Origin of the sequence: Spirilliplanes yamanashiensis, assembly GCF_016863475.1 — a bacterium.
Taxonomy (GTDB): domain Bacteria; phylum Actinomycetota; class Actinomycetes; order Mycobacteriales; family Micromonosporaceae; genus Spirilliplanes; species Spirilliplanes yamanashiensis.
This window is the reverse complement of record NZ_BOOY01000018.1, coordinates 46,637-68,369: the sequence shown is the minus strand read 5'-3', so window position 1 is coordinate 68,369 and position 21,733 is coordinate 46,637. Positions and strand designations below refer to the sequence as shown.

The window sequence follows — 21,733 nt, the reverse complement described above, 5'->3', positions numbered from 1 at the left end:
TTCTACTCTTGTTCATGCCCGTAACACGCTGCTAACGTGACGCCAACACAGCACAGAGCGGAAAGATCTCGATACCGAAGGAGCCCGCCATGGCGGTAGGTGTCACCCGGCTGAAGCGAGTGATAGGGGCGGCCGCGGCCGTGACGGTCGCGTTCGGAGCGGCGGCGTGCGGGTCGGACGACGCGGGCGGCACCGATGCGGGCGGCGCCGTCACGCTGGAGTTCGCCCAGTGGTGGGGAGCTGAGCTCCCGGCCGGCGAGTTCGACAAGATCATCAACGACTTCACGGCGCAGAACCCGAACATCAAGATCAAGCTGCTGAGCGCGCCGTACGCGTCCACCAAGCAGCAGCTCGTCACCGGGGCCGCGTCCAAGACCCTGCCCGACGTGGTCGGCCTCGACGGCGCCTGGGTCAGCGACTTCGCCAAGCAGGGCGCGATCACCAACATGTCCGAGCTGATGACCGAGGCGAAGTACGACCCGGCCGAGCTGGCCAGCCAGGTCCAGATCGAGAACAAGACCTACATGATCCCGGTGGTCAACTTCGTCTACCCGCTGTTCGTCAACAAGGACCTGCTCACCAAGGCGGGCGTGGACAAGACGCCGGCGACCCGCAGCGAGTTCCTCGACGCGGCCAAGAAGATCAGCGCCTCCGGCGGCGACGTCAAGGGCTGGGCGCTGCCGCTCGACACCGCCGTGCCCAACGGCATCCAGAACGACGTCATGTCGTGGCTGTGGGCGTCCGGCGGCAGCATGCTGCAGGACGGCAAGCCGAACCTGCAGAGCGCCCCGGTCAAGAGCACGGTGGAGTACGTCAAGAGCCTGAACGACGCGGGCGTCATCGCCCCCGGCGCGCTCACCATGAAGGAACAGGACAAGGTCGAGAAGTTCACCAACGGCCAGGTCGGCATGATGATCGACTCGCTCGCGCACATCAACCTGATCAAGGAGAACGCGCCGAACCTGAAGTTCGAGGTGGCGGCGGTGCCGGCCGAGGACGGCTACACCGGCAAGCGCGGCATCCCGTACGCCTCCTGGGGCATCGGCATCTCCGACTCGACCGAGCACAAGGCCGAGGCCTTCAAGTTCGTGTCCTACCTGATGAGCAAGGACACCAACGCGAAGCTCAGCACGATCGCGAACGGCTTCCCGGGCAACAAGAACGCCCAGCCCGACTTCAGCACGAGCGACCCGCTGTTCAAGACCGCGTTCGACATCTACCAGCAGGGTTACCCGGCCAACGAGTTCGTCGGCCTGCCCAAGTCCGAGGACCTGATGCGCAGCTTCGACGAGCAGCTGCAGCTCGTGCTGACCGGCAAGGCGAGCGTCGACGACGCGCTGGCCAAGTCGCAGGAGTCCTGGTCCTCGGTGATCGAGTAGCCGGCCCGGGCGCCGCGCCGGTCCGCCGGCGCGGCGCCCGACCTAGGAGACAGCGATGACATCCACGACGGCGCCCGACACCACGGCGCCCACCCAGGAGCCGGTGACCCCCGACCGGCCGCGCACGACGCTCACCCGGCGCCTGAGCCCGTTCGGCTACCTGTCCCCGACCATCGTGCTGATCGTGGTCCTGATGGTGATCCCCATCGTCATGGTGATCAGCTACTCGTTCCGGGACAACGTGATCGTCCAGGAGAACTCGGTGTTCGCCGGGCTCGCCAACTACACGACGGTGCTGACCGACCCGAACTTCCTGGCCGCGCTCAAGAACACCGCCATCTTCATCACGGTGAGCACCGTGGCCCACCTGATCCTCGGCCTGGCGTTCGCGATGATGCTCAACACCCAGCTGCTCGGCGGCGTCACCAAGGCGATCTTCCGGATCGTCTACATCCTGCCCTGGCTGTTCACGATCGCGGTCATCGCCGTCATCTGGCGGCTGCTGCTCGACCCGTCCGGCGTCGTCAACTACGTGCTGCAGACGCTCGGCCTGCTGCAGGAGGGCGTGAACTGGCTCAGCGACCCCGGCAAGGCGCTCTGGGCGGTCACATTCGTCAACATCTGGTCGGGCTACCCGTTCTTCATGATCAGCCTGCTCGCCGGGCTGCAGGGCATCCCGAACGACCTGTACGAGGCGGCCGCCGTGGACGGGGCCAACCCGGTCCAGCGCTTCCTGAACGTGACCCTGCCGCAGCTGCGGCCGGTGATCATCAGCATGGCGGTGCTCGACCTGATCTGGACGTCCCAGCAGTTCGCGCTGATCTGGATGCTGACCGGCGGCGGCCCGCTGAACGTCACCGAGGTGCTCAGCACCTTCACCTACAAGCAGGCGTTCAGCGAGTACGAGTTCGCGACCGCGTCCGCCGCCGCGGTGATCGTGCTGCTGCTGACGATGGTGCTGGCCTTCTTCTACGTGCGCCTGCAGAAGGAGCGCTGAGATGACGACGACCCTGAGGACGCGGCAGCGGTTCGCCAAGGCGGGCGTGCTGACCGGGCTGGTCATCGGCGGGCTGTTCGCCGCCCTGCCGGTGCTGTGGATGCTGTCCACGTCGCTCAAGAGCAACGGCGAGGTGTTCCAGAACCCGCCGCAACTGATCACCGAGAGTTTCTCGTTCGACGCCTACGCCGAGATCCTGGGCAACGGGGCCCAGCTGCGGTTCTTCCTCAACAGCTACATCGTCGCCTTCGCGGTGACCGTCCTGACGCTGCTGGTCGCCATCCTGGCCGGCTACGCGTTCAGCCGCTTCACGTTCCCCGGGCAGAAGACCATCAACGCCGTGATCGTCAGCGTGCAGGCCGTGCCGCCGATCACCCTGGTCATCCCGTACTTCGGGCTCGTCGTCGCGCTCGGCCTGTACAACACCTATCCCGGCCTGATCCTCACGCACATGGTGTTCACCCTGCCGTACGCGATCATCATGATCACCGCGTACCTGAACACCCTGCCGAAGGAACTGGACGAGTCCGTCAAGGTCGACGGCGGCACCAGCTGGACCGCGCTGTGGCGCATCCTCGTGCCGATCTCGGTGCCCGGTCTGATCGCCGTCGGCGTCTACACGTTCATGATCTCGTGGAACGAGTACCTGTTCGCGCTGACGCTGACGCGCACCGACGACATGCGCACCGTGCCGATCGGCATCCAGCTGCTCATGGGCCAGCACTCCTACGAGTGGAACCAGATGATGGCGATGAGCATCCTCGGGTCCATTCCGGTCCTCGTCCTCTTCCTGCTGTTCCAGCGCCGGTTCATCGGCGGGCTGACCGCCGGCGCCGTCAAGGCCTGACCCCCAGCAACGCCAAAGGAGACAACGCAGACATGCTGACGACCGGCAAGACGATCCTGGACGTCGCCAACGAGCACAGCTTCGCCGTGCCAGCCTTCAACATCAGCGACTGGGCGATGTTCAAGGGCATCGTGGAGATCAGCGAGGAGACGAACGCGCCCCTGATCGTCGCCATCCACCCGGACGAGGTCCGCCACATCGGGCCCGAGATGATCCGGGGCATCATCGAGCGGGCGCACCGGTCGAGCGTCCCGATCGCGATCCACTGGGACCACGGGGCGAGCTACGAGGAGATCCTGCACGCCATCCAGTTCGGCTTCACGTCCGTCATGATCGACGGCTCGCTCAAGCCGTTCGAGGAGAACGTCGCGATCACCCGCAAGGTCACCGAGTCCGCGCACATCCTCGGCGTGTCGGTGGAGGGCGAGCTGGGCACGATCGGCGCGAACGACAGCTACGCCGAGTCGGGCGCCGCCGAGATCATCTACACCGACCCGGACGACGCGGTCCGCTTCGTCGAGCAGACCGGCGTGGACTCGCTGGCCATCGCCATCGGCACGTTCCACGGGTTCTTCCCGGCGCACCTGAAGCCGGAGCTGAAGCTGGACCTGCTGAAGGAGATCAAGGGCCGGGTGCAGATCCCGCTGGTGCTGCACGGCGGCTCCAACAACCCGGACGACGAGATCCGGGAGGCCGCGCGGACCGGCATCAACAAGATCAACATTTCGACCGACATCAAGGTCGCCTACCACGACAAGATGCGGGAGGTGCTGGGCAGCGACTCCAAGGTGCGCGAGCCCAACGCCATCCAGCCCGCGTGCGTGCAGGCCATGAAGGAGGTCGCGGCCCAGAAGATCGAGCTGTTCGGCGCCGCCGGCAAGGGCTCGCTCTACTGACATGGCGGACGCGTCCCGGGTGGTCCTGGGCCTCGGCGGCTGCGTCGACTACGAGGTGCAGCTGACCGCAGACGTCCTGGAGCAGCTCGTCGCCGACCACGGGATCACCGCCGCGGAGCTCACCGCCCCGCGCGCGGTGGCCGGCGAGCGCGACCTCGTGGTGTCGATCCTCGGGTACGTGGCGCGGGGCGGGGGCGGCGAGCACTACGTCGCCTCCGCCCCGGCCCTGTCCGCGTTCGCCGGCCGGTTCCCGCACCGGGCGACCATCGGCGGCACGTCGGTGCGGGCCGGGCTGCTCATGAGCCGGCTCGGGGTGCCGTCCACCCTGCACCTGGTCAGCGTCAACGACACGGTGCGCCGGCTGCTGCCGCCGGGCGCCGCGTACCTGGACAGCGGCACCGAGGACACCCACTACCCGCACCTCATCGTCCAGTACGACCGGGGCCTGCGGGTCCGGGCCGGCGACATCGACGTCACCGCGCCGTACCCGAACCGGCTCATCTACGTCAACGACCCGGCCAACGAGGCCATGCTGCTCAGCGAGGCGCTCGGCCCGGCGCTGCGGGCGGCGGAGATCTTCCTGATCTCCGGGTTCAACGCCATGCGCGACCGAGCCGCCCTGGACGCGCGGCTCGCCGAGCTGCGCTCGCACATGCGGCAGCTCCCGCCGTCCGCGGTGACCTACTTCGAGGACGCGGCGTACCACGAGCCGGCCTTCAGCCGGCGGGTCCGCGACGCGCTGCTCGACGCGATCGACGTGTACGGCATGAACGAGGACGAGCTGCAGGCGCACCTGGGCCGCCCGGTGGACCTGCTGTCGCCGGCCGACGTGGCGGCCGCGCTGGCCGCGGTGCACGCGCTCATCCCGGCGCCGACGCTGGTGGTGCACACCCGGTACTGGGCGCTGGCGTACGGGCGCGACGCCGGGCGGTACGCCGGCGCCCTGGACACCGGCACCGTCATGGCCGCCGCCCGGTACAGCCACGGCGACGGCCTCACCGACGCCGACGTCGCGGCCCTGCGCCGGCGGCCGCGGCGCACGGAGTCGGCCGCCTTCGCGGCGGCGCTGGAAGCGCTGCTCGGCGACGCGGTCCGCTGCGTCCCCGGGTTCGTGCTCGACGTGCCGGACCCCACCACCGTCGGGCTCGGCGACACCTTCGTCGGCGGGTTCCTCACCGACGTCGCGCTCTCCCGCCGGAGGGATCACCCATGACCGTCGAGACCCTGCCCGCCAACCAGCCGCCGACGTTCTACCGGGGCGCCGGGCGCATCGCCGGGTTCCGCACCGTGCCCGCCGCGCCCGACCGGCCCGAGGACTGGGTGGGCTCGGTGACGAGCCGGTTCGGGCTGGCGCCCGCCGGCCTGTCCACGCTGGCCGACGGCCGGGTGCTGGCCGAGGCGGTCGCCGCCGACCCCGGGTGGTGGCTGGGCCCGGGGCGCACCGACACCGGCGTCCTGGTGAAGTTGCTCGACGCCGGCCAGCGCCTGCCGCTGCACGCGCACCCGGACCGCCGCTTCGCCACCGCGCACCTGGCGTCGCCGTACGGCAAGACCGAGGCGTGGGTGATCGTCTCGGCGCGCCCCGGCGCGTACGTGCACCTGGGTTTCGCCCGCGACGTCGAGGCGGCGGAGCTGGCCGGCTGGGTGGCCGGGCAGCGGACGCAGGACATGCTGGCGGCCACCAACCGCGTCCCGGTCGCGGCCGGCGACGCGATCCTGTGCCCGGCCGGGCTGCCGCACGCCATCGGCGACGGCATCCTGCTCGTGGAGGTCCAGGAACCGACCGACTTCTCCGTGCTGCTGGAGTACGAGGACTTCGGGCTCGCCGACGGCCACCTGGGCCTCGGCTACGACCTGGCGCTGCAGTGCGTGGACCGCCGGGCGTGGAGCCCGGCGCGGCTGGAGTCCCTGCGCGGCGGCGACCGCCTGCTGCCCGCGGCGGCGGACGAGTTCTTCGCCGCCAGCCGGCTGCGCGGCGGCGACCGCGTGCCGCGCGGCTTCGGCGTCCTGGTCGTCGTCGCCGGGCAGGGTCGGCTGCGCGGCGCGGACGACGACCGGGCGGTGCGGCGCGGCGACACGCTGCTCGTCCCGTACGCCGCCGGGGAGCTCGCCCTCGACGGCCCGGTGGAGGCGATCCGCCTGTCGGCGGCGCCCTGACCCCGGCTCCTGGACACGGCCGCGGGCGGGCTGGCACGCTGCACGTCGTGCAGCAGCAGACACCGGCCGCGACGGCCGGCGACGCCGTGGTCATCGGCGCGGGGATGGCCGGCCTGGCGGCCGCGCGGGTGCTGGCGGACCGGTTCGCCCGGGTGACCGTTCTCGACCGCGACAGCCTGCCCGCCACGCCGGACAGCCGCCGGGGCGTGCCGCAGGGCGCCCACCCGCACGTGCTGCTCGCGGTGGGCCGTGAGGTCCTCGAGAGGCTGTTCCCCGGCCTGACCGCCGAGCTGGTCGAGGCGGGCGCGCGGTGGATCGACGTGGTCCGCGACGCCATCGTGTGGCAGCTCGGCGGCCACCGGGCCCGCGCCGAGAGCGGCATCGAGATGCTCTGCATGAGCCGGCCCCTGCTGGAGACCTGCGTGCGGCGTCGGCTGCAGGCACTGCCCAACGTGGAGGTCCGCGCGGAGACGGCCGTCGCCGGCCTGACCGGCCGCCCCGGCGAGCGGGTCGACGGCGTCGAGCTGGCCGGCGGCGAGCGGCTGCCGGCCGCCCTGGTCGTCGACGCCAGCGGGCGCGGCAGCCGCTCCGACGGCTGGCTGCGCGAGCTGGGCTTCCCCGCCCCGCCCGAGTCGGTCGTCACCGTGCGCATGCACTACACCACCCGGCTGGTCCGCGGCCGGTGCGACCGGCTCGGCGGGCCCGGCATGCTCGTCGCGGCGGAGAGCCCGCCCGACCACCGGCGGTACGGCGCCGCCTTCCCGGTCGAGGGCGACCGGTGGTTCGTCACCCTCGGCGGCTACCACGGCGACCGCGCGCCGACCGACGCCGAGGGGTTCCAGCGGTTCGCCGACGAGCTGCCCGACCCGGCCATCGCCGAGCTGCTGCGCGGCACCGAGCCGGTGGGCGAGGCGGTCGCGTAATCGTACCCGGCCGGCCGCCGGCGGCACTTCGAACGGCTCCGCCGGGTGCCCGCCGGCTACGTCGCCGTCGGCGACGCCGTGTGCAGCTTCAACCCGGTGTACGGCCACGGCATGACCGTCGCCGCGCTGGAGGCCGTCACGCTGGGGGAGTGCCTCGACCGCCACGGCTCCGCCGGCGCGGCGGCGGTGCGCGCCTTCTACCGCCGCAGCGCCCGCATCGTCGCCGTCGCCTGGGACATGGCGGCCGCCACCGACTTCGCGTACGCCGGCACCACCGGGCCCCGGCCGCCCGGCCTGGCCGTGACCCAGTGGTACCAGCGCCGCATCGTGCGGGCCACGCACGTCTCCGCCGACGTCGTCGCCGCGATCCTGCGGGTGCAGCACCTCCTCGCACCGGCGACGACCCTGCTCCGGCCGGCCATGGTGGCGCGGGTCCTGCGCGCGGCCCGGCGGGCCCCCGCGGCCGCCGACCGGAGTCCCTGACCCGCGGCGCGCGCACGGGTCAGGCCGCCGACGCCGCCCAGAACGCCATCGCCAGGCCGAAGGCGCGGTCGTCGCCCGTCGTGGTGCCGGACATCCGGTTCATGGCGTAGGCGATGGTGGTGCGGGCCGTCATGTCGACGATCGCCAGCGAGCCGCCGTAGCCGCCCCAGAAGAGCGTGTCCGGGTGCGGCATGAACCCGGTGTCCAGCGCGAACCCCAGCCCGAACCGCACCGGCACGCCGAGGACCAGGTCGACGCCTCCCACCTGCGGCTCCAGCGCCCGCCGGCACCCCGCCTCCGACAGGAACCGCCGCCCCCGCGCGACGCCGCCGTTCGCCAGGATCGCGTGGATCCCGGCCACCGCGCGGGCGTTGCCGATGCCGCCGACCGCCGGGATCTCCGCCCCGCGCCAGGCCCGGGTCCGGGTGACCTGGACGTCCAGCTCCGGGTTGCCCGCGACGGTCGCCTGCAGCTCACTGACGCCGGGGCCGCCCATCGGCGGCGGGCCGTCCGGCGCGATCAGCTCCGCGACGCGCGCGTCCTGCGCCGCCGGCAGGCCGATGAAGAAGTCGGCGCCCAGCGGTGCGGCGATCTCCTCCCGGAACACCGTGCCCAGCGACCGCCCGGTGATCCGGCGGACCACCTCGCCCACCAGGTACCCCTGCGTCATGGCGTGATAGCCCGACGCGGTGCCCGGCTCCCAGAACGGCTCCTGCGCGGCCAGCAGCGCCGTCACCTTGTCCCAGTCGTACAGGTCGTCGCGGGTGATCGGCGCGCGCCAGCCGCACAGGCCCGCCGAGTGGCTCATCAGCTGGGCCACCGTGACGCGCTCCTTGCCGCCGGCCGCGAACTCCGGCCAGTAGCGGGCCACCGGCGCCGCGAAGTCCAGCTCGCCGCGGTCGGCGACCAGCAGCGCCGTCAGCGCCGTCATGGTCTTGGTCGTCGAGTACACGCCTACGACGGTGTCCGCGCGCCACGGGCGGGTGCGGGCCTCGTCGGCGAACCCGCCCCACAGGTCGACCACCGTCTCGCCGTCCACCGTGACGCAGAACGAGGCGCCCACGTCCGCCCCGCTCGCCAGGTTCTCCGCGAACACTTCCGCCACGCCCGCGAACCGCTCGTCCATCGGGCGACCATGGCCGATCCCGGCACCGGCGTCCAGCCGATTTCCGGGGGGCGCGGGCCTACGCCGCCCCGCGCCCCCGGAGTGCCGGCGACGTGAGCGGCAGGAGGGTCTCGTCGACCGTGGTGATCGTGCCGAGTGCGAGGGTGAACAGGTCGGCCTGGTCGGAGGAGGTCTTCTGGTGGGCCCACTGCTCGCGGCCGTCCGGGGTGGTGAAGAGGATCGTGACGTCGCCGGGTGGCATGGTGTCGAGCCGGTAGCGGCCGTCCGGGCCGGTGGTGGCCGACGCGAAGCCCGCCGTGGCGGCGATGGAGACGCCGACCTGGGCGCCGGCGACGGGGTTGCCGGACTCGTCGACGAGCCGGCCGGTGAGCACCGCGGGCGGCAGCAACCGCTCACTGACGCGGGTGACGCGGCCGGATGTCACCGTGTACTGCCGGGCCTGCGCCCGGTCGAGGGTGCGCGGCGAGTACTGGGTCAGCTCGCCGTTGGTGAAGCTGACCGTGTATCCGGTGCCGGGCGGCAGGCTCATCGAGTACGTGCCGCCGGCGGCGGTGACGGTGTCCCACGCCGACGCGCTCGGGCCCTCCACGGTGACACGGATGCCCCCGGCCGGCCCGCCGTGCGGGGCGGTGACCCGCCCGGCGATGACGCCGGCCGCCGTGACGACACTGTTCGCCCTCGTGGTGTGCCCCGCGACGACCCGGTAGGTGGTCGCCCCGGCGGGGTCGGTGATCCGGCCGGGGGCCCACTCGGACCAGCCGTCCCGATCGATGAGGATCGTGTAGCTGCCCGCCTCCAGCGCGGGCACGCGGAACCGGCCGGCGGTGCCGGTGCTCGTCCGGGCGACCTCGGAGCCGGACAGGTCCGACGGGTACACCACGATCGTGGCGTCGCGCACGGGGACGCCGCAGGTGTCGCGGACCGTGCCGACGAGGCCGCCGGCTCCGGCTCCGGCTCCGGCTCCCGCGACGGCGGGCGGCGCGCCGGCCGTCGCGGCCGCGGCCGTGGCGAGGACGGCGGCGGCGATGACGCTGATGATGACTCGGGGTCGCTGCACGGCGATCTCCCTTCCAGGGTCCGTACCGCGGACGAGCACTGCGGCGAGCGCTCAGATCGACGGTGGTACGGCTCACCGGGGCTGGGCCCAGGGCCCGATCGTCCGACACTCCCATGCTGGCAGGCCGGGGCCGGCCCGGACCAGGGCCGGGGTGCCCGCCCCGGTAACCCGGCAATACCCCGGACGAGGGGGCCGTCCGGCCCTGACCGCCGCCGGACCGGCGGAGGAGGCTGGGGGGATGGCAGGCCCGGTGCTGGTCGTCGAGGACGACCGCGAGCTGCGCGAGCTCGTGCGCCGCTACCTGGAGCGGGCGGGGCACGCCGTGCACACCACCGGTTCGGGCGCGCAGGCCCTGCGCCTGCTGGAGACCACCCGCCCGGCGGCGATGGTGCTCGACCTGGGCCTGCCCGACATCGACGGGCTGGAGGTGCTGGCCGCCGCGCGCGACGGCGGCGAGGTGCCCGTCGTCGTGCTGACGGCGCGGAGCGCCGTGGAGGACCGGGTCGACGGCCTCCGGCGCGGCGCCGACGACTACGTGACCAAGCCGTTCAGCCCGACCGAGCTGGTGCTGCGGGTGGAGGCGGTGCTGCACCGCTCGCGCGCCGGCCCGGCCCGGCCGGCGGTGACCGGTTACGGGGCGGGCCGGCTACTGATCGACGAGGCGCGCCACGAGGCCCGCCTCGACGGCGCCCTGCTCGACCTGACCCCCACGGAGTGGGGTCTGCTGACCGCGCTGTGCTCGGCGCCCGGCCGGGTGTTCTCCCGGTTCGAGCTGGTCAACCGGATCCGCGGGTACGAGTTCGCCGGCTACGAACGCACGATCGACTCGCACGTGAAGAACCTGCGGCACAAGCTGGGCCCCGAGGCCGCGCACATCGTGGAGACCGTGCTCGGCGTCGGGTACCGGCTCGGCTGGTCCCGCGATGCGTGAGCCGGGCGTCCTGCGAAGCCCGCTCGGCCGGCGGCTGCTGGCGGCGTTCCTGCTCGTCGCGCTCTCGTCGGTGGTCGTGCTCACCGTCGCCGCCCTGATCGCCACCGACCGCGGGGTGTCCGGGGCGATGCGCGCGGAGCAGCAGCGCATCGCCGGCAGGGCGGCCGCCGCGGCGGCCGCCGCGTACACCGGCGCCGGTGGGTGGGCCGGAGCCGATCTGGGTCGCGCGGCCGCCGTCGCCGACGCCGCGGGCGCCCACCTCGTCGTCCTCGACGACACGGGCGCGACGGTGTGGCCGGGCCGGGGCATGGGCGGCCGGGGCATGCGGGCGGCGATGTCCGCACACACCCGGACCGCCCCGGTCGAGGTCTCCGGCACCCGGGTCGGCGCCGTCCGGGTGAGCTTCCCGGCGGGTGCCACGCCCGCCCGGGACATCGCCTGGTCCTGGGTGGCCGCCGCGGCCGCGGCGGCCCTGCTGGCCGCGCTGCTGGTCAGCGGATTCGTGACCCGGCGGCTCGCGCGGCCCCTGGTCCGGGCGGCCGCCACGGCCCGGCGCTTCACCGCGGGGGAACGCGGCGCCCGGACCGGCGCGGGCGCGCCCGGGGAGCTCGGCGAGGTGCTGCACGCCTTCGACGCGATGGCCGACGAGGTGGTCCGCTCCGACACGGTGCGCCGCCGGCTCGCCGCGGACGTCGCCCACGAACTGCGGACCCCGCTCGCCGCGCTGCAGGCCGGGCTGGAGGAGCTCCGTGACGGCCTGCGGCCCGCGGACGCCGAACGGCTGGGCGCCCTGCACGACCAGACCCTCCGCCTCGGCCGCGTCGTCGCCGATCTGGCGGACCTGTCCGCCGCGGAGTCGGCGGCGCTGTCGCTGCGTCCGGTCGACACCGATCTGGCCCAGGTGGCGCGCGCCGCGCTCGACGCCGAGCGTCCCCACCTGGAGGCGGCCGCGCTGCGGGTCGAGACGCACCTGCCCGTGCCGCTGCCGGTGCACGCCGACCCGGACCGCCTGCACCAGAGCGTCGCCAACCTGCTCACCAACGCGGCGCGCTACTGCCGCCCCGGCGACCGGTTGACGATCGCCGGGCGCACCGAGGGCGCCGGCGTGGTCCTGGAGGTCGCGGACACCGGTCCGGGCATCGCCGCCGACGACCTGCCGCACGTCTTCGACCGGCTCCGGCGCGGCGGCAACAGCCGGGACGTCGCCGGCTCGGGCATCGGGCTGGCGGTCGTCCGGGAGCTGATCGGCGCGCACGGCGGGACGGTGACCGCCGCCTCCCGCGAGGGCTCGGGCACCGTCATCACCGTCCGCCTGCCGCTCGCGGCGCGGGCGCTCACCCCTCCAGGGTGGCCAGTGCCGCCCGCAGCCGGGCCGCCGCCTCGTCGGCCACCGCCGCGAGCGCCGGCCGCCCGCTGACGCTCACCATCGTCTGCGGATCGAGTGCCTGGACCAGCGTCGTGCCGGGGCTGCCGCCGCGCACCACGACGTTGCACGGCAACAGCAGGCCGATCTCCGGGTCGATGCCGAGTGCCAGGTGCGCCAGCGGCGGATTGCAGGCGCCGAGGATGAGGTACTCGTCCACGGCCACGCCCAGCTTGTCGCGGAGCGTCGCCTGCACGTCGATCTCGGTCAGCACGCCGAAACCCTGCTCCCGCAGCGCGTCGCGGACCCGCTCGACGGTGTCCTCGAACGGACCCGCCACGTGCACCGTCATCGCGTACGTCATCGCCGTCGTCACCTTCCCCTCGCAGTGGCCCGGGGGGAGTCCCCCGGATCCGTCCGTCACCGGCCCGCCCAGGCGGTGAAGGCCGCCAGATGCCGCTCGGAGGCCCGCAGCAGGTGCTGGTAGGCCTGCGTGACGTCGGGGGCGGTCAGGCCGGTGAGCGCCCGGCGCAGGTCGGCGATGTCGGTGCGCTCCACCTCCTGGCCCACCGTCAGGGCGGCGGCCCGGCCGGCGCTGCCGCGGGCCAGCAGCCGGTCGTACGTCGCCTGCACGGCCGGGTCGCTGAACGTCCCGGCCGCCCGGCCGGCGGTGGGGTCGTCCGTGCCGTACCGCGCGAGCAGGGCCCGCACCGTGGCGAGGTGGTGGGCCTCCGCCGCGGCGATGTGGTCGAACACCGGCAGCGGGTACCGGCCGGCGAACGCCAGGTAGAGGTCGTGCGCGAGCTTCTCCTCCTGGGCCATCGCGGCCAGCGTGCTCTTCTGCCGGTCGGTCAGCGTGCCCTGCGGCGCGGTCACGCCGGCGCCGGGGCAGGCGCCGGCACCCATGCCGCTGCCCATGCCGTACCCGGCACCCATGCCGGTGCCCATGCCGGTGCCCATGCCGGCACCCATGCCGTGGCCGTAGCCGTTTCCGTGGTGGCCGTAGCCGCTCCCCGGGCCGGGGGCGGCCGGCGCGGAGCGGGTGGCGGCGAACATGCCGGCGCCCGCCAGGGCCGGGCCCGCGACCGCGATCCCGCCCAGGCCGATGACGCCTGCGGCGACCAGGCCGACCGTCCGGCGCGTTGTCGTGGCTCTCATGGCTCCTCCTCTGCCGGTCCTCTCCCTGCACCTTCTCTCGTCCCGGTGGGCGGGATGTGCATCCGGTGTGGAGGACGGATGGAGAATCCGGCGCCGCCGGCGGCCAGCCCGGCGATCGCGCCGGCGATGACCGGCTGCAGCGGCGCCGGCAGGTCGTGACCCATCCCCGGGTGGACGACGAGGCGGGCGCCCGGGATCGCCGCGGCCGTCGCCCGGCCGCCGGACGGCCGCACCAGCAGGTCCGCGCCACCGTGCACCACCAGCGCGGGCAACCGTAGCCGGGCGAGCAGAGGCCGCCGGTCGGCGGAGCACACGATCGCGGCGAGCTGCCGCCGGATGCCGTCCGGGTCGTGCGCCCGGTCGAAGCTCTCGGCCGACACGGTCCGCAGCCACTCCTCGTCGAGCGGGTACGCCGGCGACCCGATGATCCGGAACACGTTGACCATGTGCCGGGCGGCCGCCTCGCGGTCGTGCCGTGCGGGGGACAGCAGCACCGGCCACGTGCGCGGGTGCGGCCGGCCGATCAGCGGCGACGGCGTGGAGGAGATCGAGGTGAGCGTGCGGACGCGGTCCGGGTGCCGCCCCGCGAGCGCCTGGGCGATCATGCCGCCGAGGGAGACGCCCACCACGTGCGCGGAGTCCCAGCCCAGGTCGTCCAGCACCGCCCGCGCGTCGCCGGCCATGTCGTCGATGCGGTAGCCGTGCCACCGGCGGGTCAGGTAGATCGCGGGCAACGGCATGCCGAGGTGGCTCAGGTGGGTCGACAGGCCGACGTCGCGGTTGTCGAACCGGGCCACCCGGAAACCGTGCCCGGCCAGCAGCGCACGGAAGCCCGGCGGCCAGAAGTCCATCTGCAGGCCCAGGCCCATGATCAGCAGCAGCGGCTCGCCACCGGGCGGACCCTCCACCGTGTACGCGATCCGTGTGTCGCCGTGCCGTGTCACCGTCACCGTCACGGTTCAAGCGTGCGCCGGACCACCGCCGCCGGGCACGGGACGTCCGGCCCTGTTTCGCGGACCTCCGGCCGCGGAACGATTGGTCCTGCGCGGAACGGAGGGCTGACATGGACTACCTGAGCCCGTTGGACGCGTCCTTCCTCGACGCCGAGGACGAGGACCCGCACGCATCCCTCGCCATCGCCTCGATCGCCGTGGCCGACGGGCCGCCGCCGGACCAGGCGGAGTTCGCCGCCGTCATCGGCGGCCGCCTGCCCCAGGTGCCGCGGTACCGGCAGCGGGTGCGCCGGGTGCCGTGGAACCTGGGCCGCCCGGTGTGGGTCGACGACGCCGGCTTCGACCTGAACTTCCATCTGCGCCGCACCGCGCTGGCCGCGCCCGGCGGGGACGCCGAGCTGGCCGCCCTCGTGGGCCGGGTCATGTCGCAGCGCCTGGACCGCGACCGGCCGCTGTGGGAGGACTGGGTCATCGAGGGCCTGGCCGGCGGCCGCTGGGCGCTGCTGTCCAAGATCCACCACTGCATGGCCGACGGGGTCACCGGCAACCAGCTCTACCGGGCCTTCTGCGACACCGCCGCGGACACCGCCGCGCCCACCGCCGCGGACACCGCCGCGCCGCCGCCCGACCGCCGGCGCCCGGCCCCGGAGACCGACGCCGTCGACCTCACCCTCGACGCGCTCGGCAACCTCGCCCGCCTTCCCTTCGACCAGCTCCGGTGGGTGGCCAGGGCGATCCGGTCGCCCCGGGCGCTCGGCCGTCAGGCGCGCGACACCGCGCGCGGTCTCGCCGCCCTGGCGGAAGGGTTCACGCCCGCCGCGCCGACGTTCCTCACCGGGCGGCTGGGGCGCAGCCGGCGCTGGGCCGTGGCGCGGGTCCCGCTGGCCGACCTGAAGGCCGTCGCCGCCGCGTCCGGAGCCACCCTCAACGACGTCTACCTGGCCGCCGTCGCCGGGGCCTTCCGCCGGTTGCTCGCCGCGCGCGGGGAGGAGCCGGTCGCCGGGTCCGTCCGGACGATGATGCCGGTGAACCTCCGCGCCGCGGGCCAGGACACCATCGACAACCGGATCGGCTCGATGCTGCTCCAGCTCCCGGTCGAGATCGCCGACCCGGTGGGCCGGCTCACCGCCGTCCGGCGGCGCATCGCGGCACTGCGGGACCGCGACGAGATGCGTGCCGAGGCCGCCCTGCTGGCGATCGCCGACCGTGAGCCGTTCGCCGCCGTCGCCTTCGGCGTCCGGGCGGCCCTGCGGTTCCCGCAGCGCGCCGTCGTCACCGTCACCACCAACGTGCCGGGCCCGCGCGAGCAGCTGTACCTGACGGGCCGCCGCGTCCGCGAGATCCTGCCGTACGTGCCGATCGGTGACCGGATGCGCGTCGGCGTGTCGGTCTTCACCTACGGGGGGCAGGCGTCGTTCGGCGTCACCACGGACGCCGCCTCCGTGCCGGAGGCCGAGGCGTTCGCCCGCGACATCGTGACGGAGGTGCGTGCGCTGCCCGGCGTGCCGCCCGGCCGCCGTCGCCGGCCCTCCGCCGCCTCCCGCGGCGCGTGAGGCGACGGCCGAGGCGACGGCCGGCCGGAGCGGGCCGCTCTCACGGGCCCGCGATGTCGCGGCGGTCGAAGACCGCGGCGGCCGCCGCGAGCGCGACCGCTGCGGCGAGCGGCATCAGCAGGTACTCCGGGCGCAGCCCCGCGCCGAGCGGGCCGTCCGCCAGGGCCTGGTGGAACGGCGACCACGCCTGCCAGGTCCCGACCGCGTCGACGAGCTGACCGGCGGCGTAGAGCAGGTAGGCCCCGAACGCCGCGGCCGACGCGGCGCCGATGGCGGCGGCCCGGTGGCCGGTCGCCGCGCCGACGGCCAGCGCCAGCCAGCCGAACTCGATGCCGAGCAGCACCGTCGCCACCGTCGCGCCGGCCAGGTCGGCGGGCGACACACCCATGCCGAACGCGGCCGATCCGCCCAGCACGGCGACGAAGAGGACGCCGCCGAGCGCGGTGAGCGTCACCGCCAGGGCCGCGGCGTGCTCCATGACCAGGCGCGTGGTCGTCACGCGGGTCACGAGGAGGGCGTCGAGCGTTCCGGACTCCTCCTCGCCGGCGACGGCCCGCGCGCCGCGGCCGATGGCGAAGACGATGAAGAGGATCGGCAGGATCGAACTGAACAGCTCCGCGTTGAGGAAACCGGTCCCGGTGGCGAAGTCCTCCATGCGGAACAGCTCCCGCATGGGCTCCGGGTAGCCGGCGATGAACTCGGAGAGGTCCGGCATGTCGCGGACCGACGGCCACAGTGCCGCCATCAGCAGCACCAGCAGGGCGACCCCGGTGCTCCATCCGATCAGCGCCCGACGCTGATCGCGCAGGGCCTTCGAGAACACGCTGCCGAGCACCGCCCTCACACCTTCCCGGTCGTGTAGTACCTGACGAAGATCTCCTCGAGGTTCGGCTCGTGGGTGACCACGTGCTCCACCCCGTGCGGGGCCGCGACGGCGAGCAGCCCGGCCATCGAGCCCTCCACGACCAGGTGCGCGGTGTGACCCGTGCTGCGGGCCTCGCGCACGGCCGGCACGGCGCGCAGCGCGGCGACGGGCGGCGGGCCCTCGAACACGAGGTCGATGCGGCGGACCGCGCGCGCCTTGAGGTTCTCGACGGACTCGACGACGACCAGGCGCCCGTGGCGCAGGATCGCCACCATGTCGGCGACGGCCTCCACCTCGTCCAGGATGTGCGAGGACAGGAACACGGTGCGGCCCTCGTCGCGTGCCTCCCGCACGAGACCGAGGAACTCGCGCTGGATCAGCGGGTCCAGCCCGGCCGTCGGCTCGTCCAGGATGAGCACGTCGGGCCGGTGCATGAAGGCCTGGATGATCCCGAGCTTCTGGCGGTTGCCGTGGGACAGGCCCCCGACCCGGACGGACCGGTCGAGGTCGAGCCGCTTCGCCAGGTGGTCGACGAACGAGCGGTCGACGCCGCCCCGCAGATTCCCGATGAAGCGCAGGTACTGCTCGCCCGTCAGGTCCCGGTACACGGCGAAGTCGCCGGGCAGGTAGCCGATGTGGCGCTGCGCCTCCTCGCGCCGGCGCACGGTGTCGCGGCCGAGGATCTCGGCGCTGCCGGCGGACGGCCGCAGCAGCCCGGCGAGCAGGCGGATGGTCGTCGTCTTGCCGGCGCCGTTCGGTCCGAGATACCCGAACACCACGTTGCGCGGGACCTCGAGGTCCAGATCCTGCAGCGCCGGGCGGGTGCGGTAGCGCTTGGTCAAGCGCCGGGTGCGGATTGCAGTCTCCACGTCGCCTCCCCGGTCCAACCTTCACCGTCGCCGCCCGGCGGCCGTCCGGCCAGGGCCGACCGGACCGTCGTCCGGGCCGAAGGACCCACCGGCGCGCCGGGCGGACGCGGTTCAGTCGAGCGGGAACACGACGCGGGTGCGCCACCGGAGCGCGTCCACCGTCGCGTCGGGGCCGACGAGGTACTCCTCCCACATCGTGTCGCCGTACTTGCGGTCGTGTTCGCTCAGCCAGTCGCCGAGCGCCGCGTACGTGACCGGCAGGGTGTCGTACGGGCCCTCGTGCACCGCCTGCACGGTCGGTCCGGCGGGCAGCTCCTCGACGGCGAGCCGGGCGGGGGCGGCCGCGGGCGCCCGCTCGACGGGGAAGCCGACGGTGACCTCGAAGTCCTCGGGATCCCGCTGGTGGTAGACGGACAGCGGCGGCCCGTCGGCCGTCAGCCCGGCCCGGCCCAGCTCGGCGGCCACCGCCGGCATCGCGCGCTCGAAGAACGCGCTCAGGTCGGCGATCGGCACCATCTCGCGGATGCCCACGACGACGCGGGCGTCCACCGTCCTCTCCTGGATCTCCATGACGACCTCCTGAGCCGCATGTCGCGCTGGTCAACCCGATCGTGCGTCGCCGCCCGGAGCGCCGGCAGAGGCGAAGGTCCGGCCGCCGCGGTCGAAGCGCCCGTCCGGTCGCGACGATCAGCCGCCGGGCGTGCCCGACGGTGCGGTGCCGAGCAGCCGGCGCAGACCCGGCACCCGGCGGGACAGGTGGGCGGCGCCGAACGACAGCGCCAGCGCCAGCACCGAGACCACACCGAACTTGAGGAACGGGGAGGCGGACGGGCCGGCGACCGCCACCTGCAGCGGCACGACGATGTACAGGTGCAGGATGTAGGCGGCGTAGCTGCTCGCCGCCATCGCGGTCACCAGCGGCAGCGGCCGGTGCACCAGGTCGCGCACGACGACGGGCACGCCGACCGCCAGTCCGACGCAGATCAGCGCTTCCAGGCCGCTGCGCACGAGCGACTGCCACCCCGCGCCGCCGTTCGCCAGCTCGTTGTAGTGCCAGCCGCCGGGTGCGGCCAGCTGCGCCGCGGCCATGGTCACCGAAGCGGCGAGGCCCACCGCCAGCCACACCCGGCCGGTGCCGCCCGGCAGCCCGCGGAGCCAGCCGCCGCGGTAGGCCATCGCCCCGGCGACGAACAGGCTCGCGTACTGCGCGAGGCGGGCGGGTTCCACGGGCAGCACCCACAGCAGCGGCACCCACTCGTCGACGGGGTACCACCACCGCACCACCCAGGTGACCGCGGCCAGGGCGCCGGTGAACGCGAAGATCGCGCGGTGACCGGGCACCGGCCACGACCGCCGCGGCCGGTGGGCCAGGGCGTGCCAGGCGGTGTAGAGCGCCGAGTACACCAGAAGGTGCGCGACGAACCAGAGGTGCAGGTAGAGGGGCCGCCACGCGTCGTCGTAGAGCGAACCGGCGAAGGCCCGCCACGAGGAGGGCCCCTCGGCGGCCAGTGCGATGGGAAGGTTCGCCGCGATGCCGAAGACCACCAGCGGCAGCCCGAGCCGGCTCCACCGCCGGCGCAGGAAGCGCCGCGGGCCGGTGCGGTCGCAGGACGCGGGGACGAGGTACCCGGCGAGCAGGAACAGCAGGCTGAGACCGACCGCCGCGTTCACCGTGTAGAACGGCCGGAACCAGTCGCTCTGCGCGGCGTCGGTCACCGGCCACCCGGGGCCGGTGGGCCCGTACGGCTGCGCGGCGTGGTGGACGATCACCATCACGATGACGGCGACGCGGGTCACGTCGAGCGGCACCAGTCGTGTCACGGCGGGTCCCCTCCCGCCGGAAGCATGCGCCCACGGCGGTCCGGGCGGCAGAGGCGATGGGCGGTTCGGGGGCGGGGCGTCCGGCCCGGCGCCGTCGCGTCCGCCCGGTCGCCGGGAGGGCCGTTCGGCCCTCGCGCGCGGTCGCCGGATGCTGTTGCCTGGCGGCATGACGCAGCCGTGGACCTTCGCCGGGGCGCCCGGGGCCGCGCCGGCGGCCGGAACGGTGACCCTTGTGGAGGGGTCCACCTTCTGCATCAGCGAGCAGAACGGCGACGTCGCCGCCGGGCACGCGCAGGGGCTGTTCGTGCGGGACACCCGGGTCCTCGCCGGCTGGCGCCTCACCGTCGACGGCCGGCCGGCGGAGGCGCTCGCCGCCCACGTCACCGACCCGTACGCGGCCGTCTTCGTCGGCCGGCTGCCGCCGCCGGGCGGGGGAGACAGCCGGCTGGTCACCGTCCGGGAACGCTGGGTGGGCGACGGCATGCGTGAGGACCTCACGGTGCGCAACCTCGTTGCGGCGCCCCGGAGCGTCGACGTCGTGCTGGCCGTCGAGGCCGACTTCGCCGACCTGTTCGAGGTCAAGGAGGGCCGGACCGAGCCGCCGGAGGCGTTCACGGCGACCGCGCACGACGGCGGCCTGCACCTCACCGGCACCCGCCGCGGTCATCCGTGCGGCGTCTCGGTGACCGGCGACATCCCGGCCGAGGTGGCCGTCGACGCGGACGGAGGCCGGCTGACCTGGCGCGTCGCGCTCGCGCCGCACGGCGCCCGGCGGATCACCGTCGAGGTCGTGCCGGTCACCGCCGCCGGGCCCATGGCGTTGCGGCACCCGGGCGGACACCCGGTGGAGCACTCCGTGCCGGCCCGCATGCAGCGCGCCTGGCGCCGCGGCAGCCCGTCGGTCACGACCGGCGACGCCGGGCTGGCCGCCGTGCTCGCCCGCAGCGTCGACGATCTCGGTGCGTTGCGCATCTACGACGCCGCCCACCCCGAACGGGCCGTCGTGGCGGCCGGCGCGCCGTGGTTCATGGCGCTGTTCGGGCGGGACTCGCTGCTCACCTCGTACATGCTGCTGCCGCTCAACGCCGAGCTGGCGCTGGGCACGCTGCAGACGCTCGCGGACCGGCAGGGCCGCGTCGTGGACCCGGCGACGGAGGAGCAGCCCGGCCGGATCCTGCACGAGGTGCGCTTCGGCCCGGCGGCGTGGCTCGCCCTCGGCGGCAGCGGCGTCTACTACGGCACCGCGGACGCCACACCGCTGTTCGTGATGCTGCTGGGCGAGCTGGCCCGGTGGGGCCGGTACCCGGACGCCGTGCGGGACCTGCTGCCCGCCGCCGACCGTGCGCTGGCCTGGATCGACGAGTACGGCGACGCCGACGGCGACGGCTTCGTGGAGTACGCCCGCAGCACCCCGACGGGTCTGGCGAACCAGGGCTGGAAGGACTCGCACGACGGCATCACCTTCGCCGACGGGCGGCTCGCCGAGGCGCCGATCGCCCTCGCCGAGGTGCAGGCGTACGTGTACGCGGCCTTCCGCGCCCGGTCCCGGTTCGCGGCCGAGGCGGGCGACGAGCGGGGCGCCCGGCACTGGCGCGGCCGGGCCCGGCGGCTGCGGCGGGCCTTCAACGACGCCTTCTGGCTGCCGGAGCGGGGCTGGTACGCGGTGGCCCTGGACGGCGACAAGCGGCCGGTCGACGCGCTCACCTCCAACGTCGGGCACTGCCTCTGGACCGGCATCGCCGACCGCGACAAGGCCGCCCGGGTCGCCGACCACCTGCTGTCCGAGGCCATGTTCAGCGGCTGGGGCGTCCGCACGCTCGCGACGACGATGGGCGCGTACAACCCGATCAGCTACCACAACGGGTCGGTGTGGCCGCACGACACCGCGATCTGCGTCGCGGGCCTGATGCGGTACGGCCACACCGCGCACGCGCAGCGGGTCGCCGAGGGGCTGCTGGACGCCGCCGCCCACGTCGGACACCGGCTGCCCGAGCTGTTCTGCGGCTTCGCCCGCGACGACTTCGCCGTGCCGGTGCCGTACCCGACGTCGTGCTCGCCGCAGGCGTGGGCGTCGGCCGCGCCGCTGCTGCTGCTGCGCAGCCTGCTGCGCTTCCACCCGGCCGTGCCCCGGCAGCGGCTGCACTGCGACCCCGCCGTCCCGGACCGCTACCTGCCGCTGACCGTGAACCGGATGCGGGTCGCGGAGCGCGAGGTCGACGTGCGGGTGGACGCGCACGGCTGGCGGCTCGACGGCCTCGACGGCACCGGCATCGGCGTCACGGGCGGCTGACGTCGGGACTTTCGGCCCTGCCGCACGGAGCGCGGTCGTCGATGTACTCGCCGTGAACCCGCGAC

The 21,733-nt window shown here is 74.2% G+C and carries 21 protein-coding genes; 12 read left to right on the top strand and 9 right to left on the bottom strand.

The annotated features are described in order from the left end of the window. Positions 1 to 89: 89 nt before the first annotated feature. From Sya03_RS12300 to Sya03_RS12265, 8 genes are read left to right on the top strand one after another with little or no spacing between them, the layout of a single operon-like run. Positions 90 to 1,379: an ABC transporter substrate-binding protein gene (locus tag Sya03_RS12300; protein ID WP_203938392.1), complete on the top strand. Its 1,290-nt coding sequence runs from the start codon at positions 90 to 92 to the stop codon at positions 1,377 to 1,379. Positions 1,380 to 1,434: 55 nt separating this feature from the next. After that, positions 1,435 to 2,376 (top strand): carbohydrate ABC transporter permease, encoded by a 942-nt coding sequence (locus Sya03_RS12295; protein ID WP_203938391.1) that lies wholly within the window; start codon positions 1,435 to 1,437, stop codon positions 2,374 to 2,376. A gap of 1 nt (position 2,377) precedes the next feature. Continuing rightward, the gene (locus Sya03_RS12290) at positions 2,378 to 3,223 is read left to right on the top strand and encodes a carbohydrate ABC transporter permease (protein ID WP_203938390.1); all 846 of its coding nucleotides are present in this window, start codon (positions 2,378 to 2,380) and stop codon (positions 3,221 to 3,223) included. 32 nt (positions 3,224 to 3,255) lie between these two features. Then, the gene (locus tag Sya03_RS12285; RefSeq protein WP_203938389.1) at positions 3,256 to 4,119 is read left to right on the top strand and encodes a ketose-bisphosphate aldolase; all 864 of its coding nucleotides are present in this window, start codon (positions 3,256 to 3,258) and stop codon (positions 4,117 to 4,119) included. 1 nt (position 4,120) lies between these two features. Continuing rightward, positions 4,121 to 5,332 (top strand): ADP-dependent glucokinase/phosphofructokinase, encoded by a 1,212-nt coding sequence (locus tag Sya03_RS12280; RefSeq protein WP_203938388.1) that lies wholly within the window; start codon positions 4,121 to 4,123, stop codon positions 5,330 to 5,332. Then, positions 5,329 to 6,276 carry a class I mannose-6-phosphate isomerase gene (locus Sya03_RS12275; RefSeq protein WP_203938387.1) on the top strand — a complete coding sequence of 316 codons (948 nt, stop codon included), beginning with the start codon at positions 5,329 to 5,331 and terminating at the stop codon, positions 6,274 to 6,276. Before Sya03_RS12280 ends, Sya03_RS12275 begins: the two co-directional genes overlap by 4 nt. A gap of 47 nt (positions 6,277 to 6,323) precedes the next feature. Then, positions 6,324 to 7,199 carry an FAD-dependent oxidoreductase gene (locus Sya03_RS12270; protein WP_203938386.1) on the top strand — a complete coding sequence of 292 codons (876 nt, stop codon included), beginning with the start codon at positions 6,324 to 6,326 and terminating at the stop codon, positions 7,197 to 7,199. A gap of 45 nt (positions 7,200 to 7,244) precedes the next feature. Continuing rightward, positions 7,245 to 7,682: an FAD-dependent monooxygenase family protein gene (locus Sya03_RS12265; protein WP_203938385.1), complete on the top strand. Its 438-nt coding sequence runs from the start codon at positions 7,245 to 7,247 to the stop codon at positions 7,680 to 7,682. A 19-nt stretch (positions 7,683 to 7,701) separates the two neighbouring features. Here the strand turns inward: Sya03_RS12265 and Sya03_RS12260 are convergent, their stop codons facing one another. Together Sya03_RS12260 and Sya03_RS12255 are read right to left on the bottom strand one after the other, a co-directional pair. Continuing rightward, positions 7,702 to 8,808 (bottom strand): serine hydrolase domain-containing protein, encoded by a 1,107-nt coding sequence (locus Sya03_RS12260; RefSeq protein ID WP_203938384.1) that lies wholly within the window; start codon positions 8,806 to 8,808, stop codon positions 7,702 to 7,704. A gap of 58 nt (positions 8,809 to 8,866) precedes the next feature. After that, on the bottom strand, positions 8,867 to 9,865 hold the full coding sequence (locus tag Sya03_RS12255; RefSeq protein WP_203938383.1) for a carboxypeptidase-like regulatory domain-containing protein: 999 nt from the start codon (positions 9,863 to 9,865) through the stop codon (positions 8,867 to 8,869). 238 nt (positions 9,866 to 10,103) lie between these two features. Between Sya03_RS12255 and Sya03_RS12250 the strand changes: the two genes are divergently transcribed. Together Sya03_RS12250 and Sya03_RS12245 are read left to right on the top strand one after the other, a co-directional pair. Further along, positions 10,104 to 10,796 carry a response regulator transcription factor gene (locus Sya03_RS12250; RefSeq protein WP_239107405.1) on the top strand — a complete coding sequence of 231 codons (693 nt, stop codon included), beginning with the start codon at positions 10,104 to 10,106 and terminating at the stop codon, positions 10,794 to 10,796. Then, on the top strand, positions 10,789 to 12,213 hold the full coding sequence (locus tag Sya03_RS12245; RefSeq protein WP_203938382.1) for a sensor histidine kinase: 1,425 nt from the start codon (positions 10,789 to 10,791) through the stop codon (positions 12,211 to 12,213). Before Sya03_RS12250 ends, Sya03_RS12245 begins: the two co-directional genes overlap by 8 nt. Here the strand turns inward: Sya03_RS12245 and Sya03_RS12240 are convergent. From Sya03_RS12240 to Sya03_RS12230, 3 genes are read right to left on the bottom strand one after another with little or no spacing between them, the layout of a single operon-like run. After that, positions 12,131 to 12,523: a DUF302 domain-containing protein gene (locus Sya03_RS12240; RefSeq protein WP_203938381.1), complete on the bottom strand. Its 393-nt coding sequence runs from the start codon at positions 12,521 to 12,523 to the stop codon at positions 12,131 to 12,133. The two genes, Sya03_RS12245 and Sya03_RS12240, sit on opposite strands and share 83 nt — an antisense overlap. A 56-nt stretch (positions 12,524 to 12,579) precedes the next feature. After that, positions 12,580 to 13,317, bottom strand: a complete 738-nt coding sequence (locus tag Sya03_RS12235) for a DUF2202 domain-containing protein (RefSeq protein WP_203938380.1) — start codon at positions 13,315 to 13,317, stop codon at positions 12,580 to 12,582. After that, entirely contained in the window at positions 13,314 to 14,273 is a 960-nt protein-coding gene (locus Sya03_RS12230; RefSeq protein WP_239107404.1) for an alpha/beta fold hydrolase, read from the bottom strand. Before Sya03_RS12230 ends, Sya03_RS12235 begins: the two co-directional genes overlap by 4 nt. Before the next feature lie 107 nt (positions 14,274 to 14,380). On the opposite strand from Sya03_RS12230, the gene Sya03_RS12225 reads away from it, so the two are divergent. After that, on the top strand, positions 14,381 to 15,823 hold the full coding sequence (locus tag Sya03_RS12225; protein ID WP_203938379.1) for a wax ester/triacylglycerol synthase family O-acyltransferase: 1,443 nt from the start codon (positions 14,381 to 14,383) through the stop codon (positions 15,821 to 15,823). 40 nt (positions 15,824 to 15,863) lie between these two features. Here the strand turns inward: Sya03_RS12225 and Sya03_RS12220 are convergent, their stop codons facing one another. The 4 genes from Sya03_RS12220 to Sya03_RS12205 form a co-directional block, all read right to left on the bottom strand. Continuing rightward, positions 15,864 to 16,658, bottom strand: a complete 795-nt coding sequence (locus Sya03_RS12220; protein ID WP_203938378.1) for an efflux permease Rv1217c-related protein — start codon at positions 16,656 to 16,658, stop codon at positions 15,864 to 15,866. 5 nt (positions 16,659 to 16,663) lie between these two features. Beyond that, the gene (locus Sya03_RS12215) at positions 16,664 to 17,557 is read right to left on the bottom strand and encodes an ABC transporter ATP-binding protein (RefSeq protein ID WP_203938377.1); all 894 of its coding nucleotides are present in this window, start codon (positions 17,555 to 17,557) and stop codon (positions 16,664 to 16,666) included. Positions 17,558 to 17,668: 111 nt separating this feature from the next. Further along, the gene (locus Sya03_RS12210; protein WP_203938376.1) at positions 17,669 to 18,127 is read right to left on the bottom strand and encodes a GyrI-like domain-containing protein; all 459 of its coding nucleotides are present in this window, start codon (positions 18,125 to 18,127) and stop codon (positions 17,669 to 17,671) included. 117 nt (positions 18,128 to 18,244) lie between these two features. After that, positions 18,245 to 19,378: an acyltransferase family protein gene (locus Sya03_RS12205; RefSeq protein WP_203938375.1), complete on the bottom strand. Its 1,134-nt coding sequence runs from the start codon at positions 19,376 to 19,378 to the stop codon at positions 18,245 to 18,247. 166 nt (positions 19,379 to 19,544) lie between these two features. On the opposite strand from Sya03_RS12205, the gene Sya03_RS12200 reads away from it, so the two are divergent. Continuing rightward, positions 19,545 to 21,668, top strand: a complete 2,124-nt coding sequence (locus Sya03_RS12200) for an amylo-alpha-1,6-glucosidase (protein ID WP_203938374.1) — start codon at positions 19,545 to 19,547, stop codon at positions 21,666 to 21,668. Positions 21,669 to 21,733 lie beyond the last annotated feature (65 nt).